This is a genomic window from Rhodococcus sp. NPDC003318 (genome assembly GCF_042879035.1).
GTDB lineage: Bacteria > Actinomycetota > Actinomycetes > Mycobacteriales > Mycobacteriaceae > Rhodococcus_G.
The window spans coordinates 23,727-31,699 of the sequence record NZ_JBIAOU010000032.1; the positions used below are offsets into that span (position 1 = coordinate 23,727).

At 69.7% G+C, this 7,973-nt stretch carries 5 protein-coding genes; 3 read left to right on the forward strand and 2 right to left on the reverse strand.

What is annotated here, in order from left to right; translation table 11 throughout:
* Nucleotides 1–10 precede the first annotated feature (10 nt).
* The 3 genes from ACFYVR_RS26130 (at nt 11) to ACFYVR_RS26140 (ending at nt 4,434) form a co-directional block, all read left to right on the forward strand.
* A complete protein-coding gene (locus tag ACFYVR_RS26130; RefSeq protein WP_387479005.1) occupies nt 11–2,482 on the forward strand; it encodes an HAD-IC family P-type ATPase in 2,472 nt (823 codons plus the stop codon).
* 89 nt (nt 2,483–2,571) lie between these two features.
* On the forward strand, nt 2,572–2,763 hold the full coding sequence (locus ACFYVR_RS26135; protein ID WP_387479008.1) for an antitoxin: 192 nt from the start codon (nt 2,572–2,574) through the stop codon (nt 2,761–2,763).
* Between the two features lie 42 nt (nt 2,764–2,805).
* Nucleotides 2,806–4,434, forward strand: coding sequence for a Na+/H+ antiporter (locus ACFYVR_RS26140; RefSeq protein ID WP_387479010.1), 1,629 nt, complete (start codon nt 2,806–2,808; stop codon nt 4,432–4,434).
* Between the two features lie 33 nt (nt 4,435–4,467).
* Here the strand turns inward: ACFYVR_RS26140 and ACFYVR_RS26145 are convergent, their stop codons facing one another.
* Together ACFYVR_RS26145 and ACFYVR_RS26150 are read right to left on the reverse strand one after the other, a co-directional pair.
* A complete protein-coding gene (locus ACFYVR_RS26145) occupies nt 4,468–6,900 on the reverse strand; it encodes an ATP-dependent Clp protease ATP-binding subunit (protein WP_387479013.1) in 2,433 nt (810 codons plus the stop codon).
* Between the two features lie 475 nt (nt 6,901–7,375).
* On the reverse strand, nt 7,376–7,741 hold the full coding sequence (locus tag ACFYVR_RS26150) for a hypothetical protein (RefSeq protein ID WP_387479016.1): 366 nt from the start codon (nt 7,739–7,741) through the stop codon (nt 7,376–7,378).
* Between the last annotated feature and the right edge of the window lie 232 nt (nt 7,742–7,973).

A 7,973-nucleotide genomic window follows, 5' to 3' on the forward strand; every position in this document is an offset into this window, starting at 1 on the left:
CCTGACTGGCATGGCCAACGACGAGATCGACACCGTCGGCACCCTCGCCGAGGAGGTGGACGTCCGCACCGGACTGACCGCCGAACAGGTGCAGCGGCGCCGCGCGGACGGCAGGACCAACGACGTCCCCGGCCGGGCGAGCCGCTCGGTCAAGGACATCGTCCGCGCCAACGTGTTCACCCGCATCAACGCCATTCTCGGTGTGCTGCTGGTGATCGTGTTGTCCACCGGGTCGATCGTCGACGGCATGTTCGGGCTGCTGATCATCGCGAACAGCGCGATCGGCATCATCCAGGAGATCCGGGCCAAACGGACCCTCGACGAGCTGGCCATCGTCAGCCAGTCCACACCGATGGTGCGCCGGGACGGGGTGGCGTCGGCGGTGGCGCCGAGCGAGGTCGTGCTCGACGAGATCATCGAACTCGGCGCGGGCGACCAGATCGTCGTCGACGGCGCCGTCGTCGAGGGCGAGCTGCTCGAGATCGACGAGTCCCTGCTCACGGGCGAGGCCGATCCGGTGCACAAGCGGCCCGGGGACCAGGTCCTGTCCGGCAGCTTCGTGGTCTCCGGCAGCGGCGCGTACCAGGCCACGAAGGTGGGCCGCGACGCCTACGCCGCCCGCCTGGCCGAGGAGGCCAGCAAGTTCACCCTCGTGCACTCCGAGTTGCGCAGCGGCGTCGACAAGATCCTCAAGGTCATCACGTACATGATGATCCCGGCGGGCGCGCTGATCATCTACAACCAGCTGTTCGTCAGCGAGCAGAACGTCGGTGGCGCACTCAACGGCATGGTCGCGGCGCTGGTCCCGATGGTGCCCGAGGGTCTCGTCCTGATGACGTCGCTGGCGTTCGCGGTCGGCGTGATCCGGCTCGGGCAGCGGCAGTGCCTGGTCCAGGAACTTCCCGCGATCGAGGGGCTCGCCCGGGTCGACGTCGTGTGCGCCGACAAGACCGGCACGCTCACCGAGAACGGCATGCGTCTGTCCGAACTGCGCCTGCTCTCCGACGGCGACGCCGGCGGCGGTCAGGAACGGATCCGGGACGCGCTGGCCGCGCTGGCGAGCGACGATCCGCGGCCGAACGCGAGTGTCGCGGCCATCGCCGAGGCCTACGACCACGACCCCGGCTGGTCCGCGAGTGCCGTCGCGCCGTTCACGTCGGCGAAGAAGTGGAGCGGAATCTCCTACGGCGGCAACGGGAACTGGGTCCTCGGGGCGCCCGACGTCCTGCTCGACCCAGACTCGGACGCGGCCCGCGCCGCCGAGGGGATCGGCGCGACCGGGCTGCGGGTGCTGCTGCTCGGCGAGAGCGACCTGCCGGTGGACGACGTCGCCGCTCCCGGCCGCGTGGTCCCGCGGTCGCTGGTGGTGCTGGAACAGCGGGTGCGGCCCGACGCCGCGGACACCCTGGCCTACTTCGCGGCGCAGCAGGTCGAGGTCAAGGTCATCTCCGGCGACAACGCGGTGTCCGTCGGGGCGGTCGCCCAGTCGCTGGGCCTGCCGGGCGGTGACCGGGCCGTCGACGCCCGCGACCTCCCCGACGATTCGGGTGCCCTCGCCGACGTGCTCGACACCGCGACCACGTTCGGGCGGGTCCGGCCCGATCAGAAGCGTGCGATGGTCGGTGCGCTGCAGTCCCGCGGGCACACGGTCGCGATGACCGGGGACGGCGTCAACGACGTCCTCGCGCTCAAGGACGCCGACATCGGGGTGTCGATGGGATCGGGCAGCCCGGCGACCCGGGCCGTCGCGCAGATCGTGCTGCTGGACAACAGTTTCGCGACGCTGCCCCACGTGGTCGGCGAGGGCCGGCGGGTGATCGGCAACATCGAGCGGGTGTCGAATCTGTTCCTCACCAAGACCGTCTACTCGGTGCTGCTCGCGCTGCTGGTCGGTCTGTCCGGGGTGGCGTCCGAGTTGTTCGACTTCGAGCCGATGCCGTACCCGTTCCTGCCCCGGCACGTGACGATCGCGGCGTGGTTCACCATCGGCATCCCGGCGTTCATCCTGTCGCTGGCGCCCAACAACGAGCGCGCCCGCCCGGGGTTCGTCCCGCGGGTGATGCGGTTCGCGATCCCGTCCGGACTGGTCATCGGCATCGCCACGTTCACGTCCTACGCCCTCGTGTACGCCGGTCCGGAACAGACCGAGACGCAGCAGATCCAGGCCGGGACAACCGCCCTGATCACGTTGATCACGATCGCGATCTGGGTGCTGGCGATCGTCGCGCGTCCGTACGTGTGGTGGAAGATCGTGCTGCTCGCGGGTTCCGTCGTCGGATACCTGGTGCTGTTCTCGGTGCCCTTCTGCCGGGAGTTCTTCAAGCTCGACCCGTCGAATGTCGCGGCGACCACGACGGCGTTCGTCTGCGGCGGCATCGGCATCGCGGCCGTCGAGATCGGCTGGTGGGTCTCGGGACGGCTGCACGGCGAGAAGCGGCGGCTGTTCTCGCTCCCGGAGCCGCCGTCCGGTGACGGGGTGTGACCGGCGTCTGTGGCGAGGGTCCGGCAAAGCTGTGAGACTGGTTGACGCGGTGCCCGGCGCACGTCGGGCCGCGGGGAAGGAGTGACGAGATGAGTCTGGTCGACACACTGAAGGGTCTGCTCGGCAAGGGACAGCAGTACGCCGCGGAGAATTCCGACAAGGTGGAGGACGCCATCGACAAGGCGGGCGACTTCGTCGACAAGAAGACCGGCGGCAAGTACGCCGAGCACGTCGACAAGGCACAGGACGCCGCGAAGAAGATCATCCCCCCGAAGCAGTAGTCCCGTGCCCGCTGCGGCCCAGCGCACGCAGGTGTCCCGCGGATGAGCGTCGCCGGGCTGCTACTGGTCGTCGTCGCGTCGATCACCGTCGCCGGGTTCGCGAAACGTCTCGGCTTCCAGGTGCCGCTGGTCCTCGTCACCGTCGGTGCGGCGGCGTCGTACATTCCCGGCATCCCGCCGCTGCAGATCTCACCGGATCTGATCCTCGGGGTGGTGCTGCCGCCGCTGCTGTACTCCGCGGCACTCGACTACTCGTTCACCACCTTTCGCCGCAACATCTGGCCGATCCTGCGGCTCGGCATCGTCATGGTGGTCGTCACCGCCGTCTCGGTCGGGTTCTTCGCGAACTGGCTGGTGCCCCAACTGACCCTCGGCGCCGCGTTCGTCCTCGGGGCGGTGGTGGCGCCGCCCGACGCGGTCGCGGCCGTCTCCGTCGGCCGCAAGCTCGGCCTGCCGAACCGGATGATGGCGATCCTGGAGGGGGAGAGCCTCGTCAACGACGCCGCCGCACTGACCCTGTTCGCGCTCGCGACCGGCGCGGTCACCGGGCGGCACCTGTCCCTCGACTCGCCGATCCTGTTCTTCGGGTACGAGATCGTCGGTGGCGTCGCGGTCGGTCTCGCGCTGGGGTGGGTGGTGCGGGCGGTGCGGGCCCGGATCACCGACTCGGCGCTCGAGACCGTGCTGGGCCTGGTGTTGCCGTTCGCGGCGTACCTGCTCGCCGAGGAGATCCACGCGTCGGGTGTGCTGGCCGTCGTCACCGCGGGATTCGTGTTGGGCCGCACCGTCGGCGACGAGTCGGTGCAGACCCGCATCCAGGAACGGTCCGTGTGGCCGACCATCGACCTCGTGCTCGAGACGTTCGTGTTCGCCTACATCGGTCTGCAGTTCAAGTCCGTCATCGACGCCGTCGTCGCGGACGGGCTGCCCGTTCACCACGTGTTCGCGTACGCGTTCGCGATCCTGCTGCTGGTGATCGCCGTCCGGCCGGTGTGGATCTTCGTCAGTGTCGGGTGGCGCCGGGCGACGAGCCCCCTGACCGGACGCGGGACGGGTCGGCTGACCTGGCGGCAGAACCTCGTGCTGTCCTGGGCGGGTATGCGGGGTGTCGTCACCCTCGCCGCGGCCGCCGGTATCCCGTTGACGACACTGGCCGGCGACCCCTTCCCGGGACGCGGCGTGATCCAGGCGGTCGCGTTCACCGTCGCGGTCGGCACCCTGCTGATCCAGGGGTCGACCCTGCCGATGCTGATCCGGCTGCTCGACGTCGCCGACCCCGACGAGGAGACCCGGGCGCGGGAACAGCGGGCGCTGGCGCACCGGGTGTCCCGGCAGGCCGCGGAGGAGCGGCTCGCACAGGCCCTGCACGATCCGCCGGACGGGCTGCCTGCCGCGGAGGTCACCGAGATCGTCGCGCGGGTCCGGCGGGCCACCGAGGCCCGGTTGGTCGCCGAACACATCGAAGAGGCCGGCGAGCGGGAGGCGACCCTGCGACGCGTCGGCGCGCAGTTCAACCGGCTGCGTGACGAGGTGCTCAAGGCGCAGCGGCAGGCACTGATCGCGGCGCGGGACGCGGGCGAACTCGACGACGAGGTGCTGCGCCGGGTGCTGAGCGAACTCGACATGGAGGAGGCGGTCGCCGAGGCCCGCCTACAGCGACAGCGGTGGTGACCGGCTTGTCGGCCACCACCGCTGCGATTGTCGTTACGCCACTTGCAGTTCCAGCTCACCGTCTTCGACGTCGACGGTGACGACCGCTCCCTCCACGATCAGGTCGTCGATCAGCATGTCCGCGATCCGGTCGTCGACCACCCGCTGGATCGAGCGGCGCAGCGGCCGCGCCCCGAACTCGGGCTGGTGCCCGTGCTCGGCGATCCAGTCGACGGCGGCGTCACTGAACGTGATCCCGATTCCCTTGGCCTCCAGCCGCTTCCGGCTGTCGTCGAGCATCAGATCGGTGATCCGGTGCAGCTGGTCGGTGTCCAGCCTGCGGAACACCACGATCTCGTCGATCCGGTTCAGGAACTCCGGCCGCATCGACTCGCGCAGCCGGGCCATCACCCGGTCCCGCAGCGGCTTCTCGGCCGAGGCCGCGTCGCCGGTGACGAACCCGAGGGCGCCGCCCTTGCTCGAGATCAGATCGGAACCGAGGTTGCTGGTCATGATCACGACGGTGTTCGTGAAGTCCACCGTGCGACCGTGACCGTCGGTCAGCCGACCGTCGTCGAGCACCTGCAGCAGCGTGTTGAACAGATCCGGATGCGCCTTCTCGACCTCGTCGAGCAGGATCACCGAGTACGGGTTGCGTCGAACCTGCTCCGTCAGCTGCCCCGCTTCGTCGTAGCCGACGTACCCGGGAGGGGCGCCGAGCAGACGCGAGACCGTGTGCCGCTCACCGAATTCGCTCATGTCGAACCGGATCATCTTGTTCTCGTCGCCGAACAGCGCCGCCGCCAGAGCCTTCGCGAGCTCCGTCTTGCCGACCCCGGTCGGGCCGAGGAACAGGAAACTGCCCGCGGGCCGGTTCGGATCGCCCATGCCGGTCCGGCTGCGCCGCACCGCCCGCGCGACCGCGCGCACGGCGTCGTCCTGGCCGACGACCCGGCGGTGCAGTTCGTCCTCGAGCAGCCGCAGGCGGTCCTTCTCCTCCTGCGTCATCTGGCTCGCCGGGATGCCCGTCGCGCGCGAGACGACCTCGGCGATCAGCTCCGCCGTCACAGTCGGGGTGTCGGGGGAGGCGACGTCGGGCTTGCCGTCGATGCGCACCTGGGTGGCGGTGATCCGGTCGCGTAGCGTGGACGCCTTCTCGTAGTCCTCGTCCGCGACGGCCCGTTCCTTCTCCTTCTCCAGTTCGGTCAGCTGCGCGCGCAGTGCCTCCCTGTCGACCTTCGGAGACCGCAGCGACAGCCGCGCGCCGGCCTGGTCGATCAGGTCGATCGCCTTGTCCGGCAGGAACCGGTCGCCGATGTAGCGGTGCGACAGTTCCACGGCGGCGACGATCGCGTCGTCGGCGTAGCGGACGCCGTGGTGCTCCTCGTACCGGTCCTTCAGTCCGGTCAGGATCGTGATCGCGTCGACGGTGCTCGGCTCGTCCACGATCACCGGCTGGAACCGGCGTTCGAGGGCGGGATCCTTCTCGATGTGCTTGCGGTACTCGTCGAGGGTGGTCGCGCCGACGACGTGCAGGTCGCCGCGGGCCAGCTTCGGCTTGAGGATGTTGCCCGCGTCCATGGCGCCGTCCGCACCCGCGCCGGCTCCGGCGATGGTGTGGATCTCGTCGATGAACACGATCAGTTCGCCCTTGTGCGAGGCGATTTCGTCGACCAGCTTGGTCAGGCGCTCCTCGAAGTCGCCGCGGTACCGGGTCCCGGACACCAGCGCCGACATCTCGAGCTGGACGAGACGCTTGCCGGCCAGCCGATCGGGAACGTCGCCGTCGACGATGCGCTGGGCCAGCCCCTCCACGATCGCGGTCTTGCCGACACCGGCCTCACCGATGAGGACCGGGTTGTTCTTGGTGCGGCGCGAGAGGATCTCGACGGTCTGCTCGATCTCGAGTGCACGGCCGATCACCGGGTCGATCTCGCCATTGCGGGCGCGCTCGGTGAGGTCGACGCCGTACTGGTCCAGCGTGGGGGTGTCGCCGGTCTGCGCCACGTCGGCGGTGTCGGGGCCGGCCTGGAGTGCACGCTGCAGCGACTCCGGGGTGACGCCCTTCTCGGCGAGCAGCCGCCCGACGGCGTGGTCACGGTCTGCGGCCAGGGCCACGAAGAGGTGCTCGGGGTCGATGTAGGTGGATCCGAACGCATGCGCGAGCTGGTGCGCCTCGAGCAGCGCGGTCTTCAGCGCGGCGCTCAGCGCGGGCACCGCGAAGGCGTTGGTGGACGCACTGCCCTGGGGCAGACGCGCCTCGGCGGCCTCCGCGACGGCCGACGGGTCCGCGCCGGCGCGCAGCATCAGGCCCTTGACCGGGTCCTGCTCCGCCATCACGCGCACGACGTGCAGCGCATCGAGTTCCGAGTCGCCGCGTCCGGCGGCGAATCGGGCGGCCGCGTTCACGAGCTCCTGGGTGGACCGGCTCATGAGTCGGCTGATGTCGATGCGGCCGGGGCCCTGGGGGCCGAAGTATGCAGGCATTGACGAGCCTCCTGAAAGTTGAGTGCTTCTGACTCAACTAACGTGTCCGGATCGCAATCAATTCCCGCGGACCGTCGTCGTTCTGTGATCCCCGCCACCCCCGGGTTGAAGGTGTCGCCACAACAGTCACCCCACCCGCGGCTGAAGGGCACCTTCATGCGGTCGGACCGCATGAAGGTGCCCTTCAGCCGGATGGGCCGGCGGGAGGACGTCGGTCCTTCGCGCGGGGGCGGGAGTCAGGAGCCGAAGAACTCCCCGGGTGCGCCCAGGTCCAGGGCCCGAGGTCGACCGAGCCGCCCGGTTCGGGTGCCGGGTTGCAGCCGGTGACGGTGACGGTGTGCCACTGCCGGTCGCCGATCCACTCCGGGCCGCCGTCGCCGAGGTTCCCGGGCGGCCCGAGGACCATGCGGTAGTCGAGCGTGTGGGTGTCGGCGTCCGGATTCGGCAGCGGGGAATCGGTCGGCTTCCGGTCGGTCTACAGATTCCGGACGTAACTCACCGAGACGGTCTCCAGGTCCTTGACCATCGGGGTCTCGGGAGTGTTCTCGTACTCCGGGTAGGACGGGGACATGGCCTCGGCGTGCAGGCCCGAGGCGCGGCCCGTCGGACCGGTCGGGGTCTGCCCGTAGTCGGGTCCGGTCAGCGCCTCGTCCTCGATCCGGAAGTCGATCGTGCAACTGGTGATGTTGGTGTTGTTGTCGATGGTGAACTCGACGTTGCAGCCGCCCTTGTCGACCGCGACGAACCGGACCGGGCCCGTGGTCTGGCCGAGGTCGGGTTCCTGGGCGGCAGCGACGCCGCCGGTGTACGCGAGCGCGGAACACGCTGCGAGCGCTGCCATCGGCAGTTGCCGGAAATGTGACGTCAGGGCAATGCCTCTCGTCGGTGCGATGGGAGCGCCCCATGCTAGACGGACGTCCGACCTGGTGTTCGTGCTTTCGGCGAGCGCGTGCCACCTGGTGCGGAAGATGCCCCCCTTTGAACTGGTCCCCGGAAGTTGGACTGGGTAATCGGAAGCCTAGGCGGCGAGGGCTTGGGCCCGGTATGTGACCGGGCTCAAGCCGTCGAGCTTG

Bases quoted from the DNA above. Each gene is read 5' to 3' on its own strand.
- ACFYVR_RS26130 (WP_387479005.1), top strand. From the start codon at position 11: ATGGCCAACGACGAGATCGACACCGTCGGCACCCTCGCCGAGGAGGTG.
- ACFYVR_RS26135 (WP_387479008.1), top strand. From the start codon at position 2,572: ATGAGTCTGGTCGACACACTGAAGGGTCTGCTCGGCAAGGGACAGCAG.
- ACFYVR_RS26140 (WP_387479010.1), top strand. From the start codon at position 2,806: ATGAGCGTCGCCGGGCTGCTACTGGTCGTCGTCGCGTCGATCACCGTC.
- ACFYVR_RS26145 (WP_387479013.1), bottom strand. From the start codon at position 6,900: ATGCCTGCATACTTCGGCCCCCAGGGCCCCGGCCGCATCGACATCAGC.
- ACFYVR_RS26150 (WP_387479016.1), bottom strand. From the start codon at position 7,741: ATGGCAGCGCTCGCAGCGTGTTCCGCGCTCGCGTACACCGGCGGCGTC.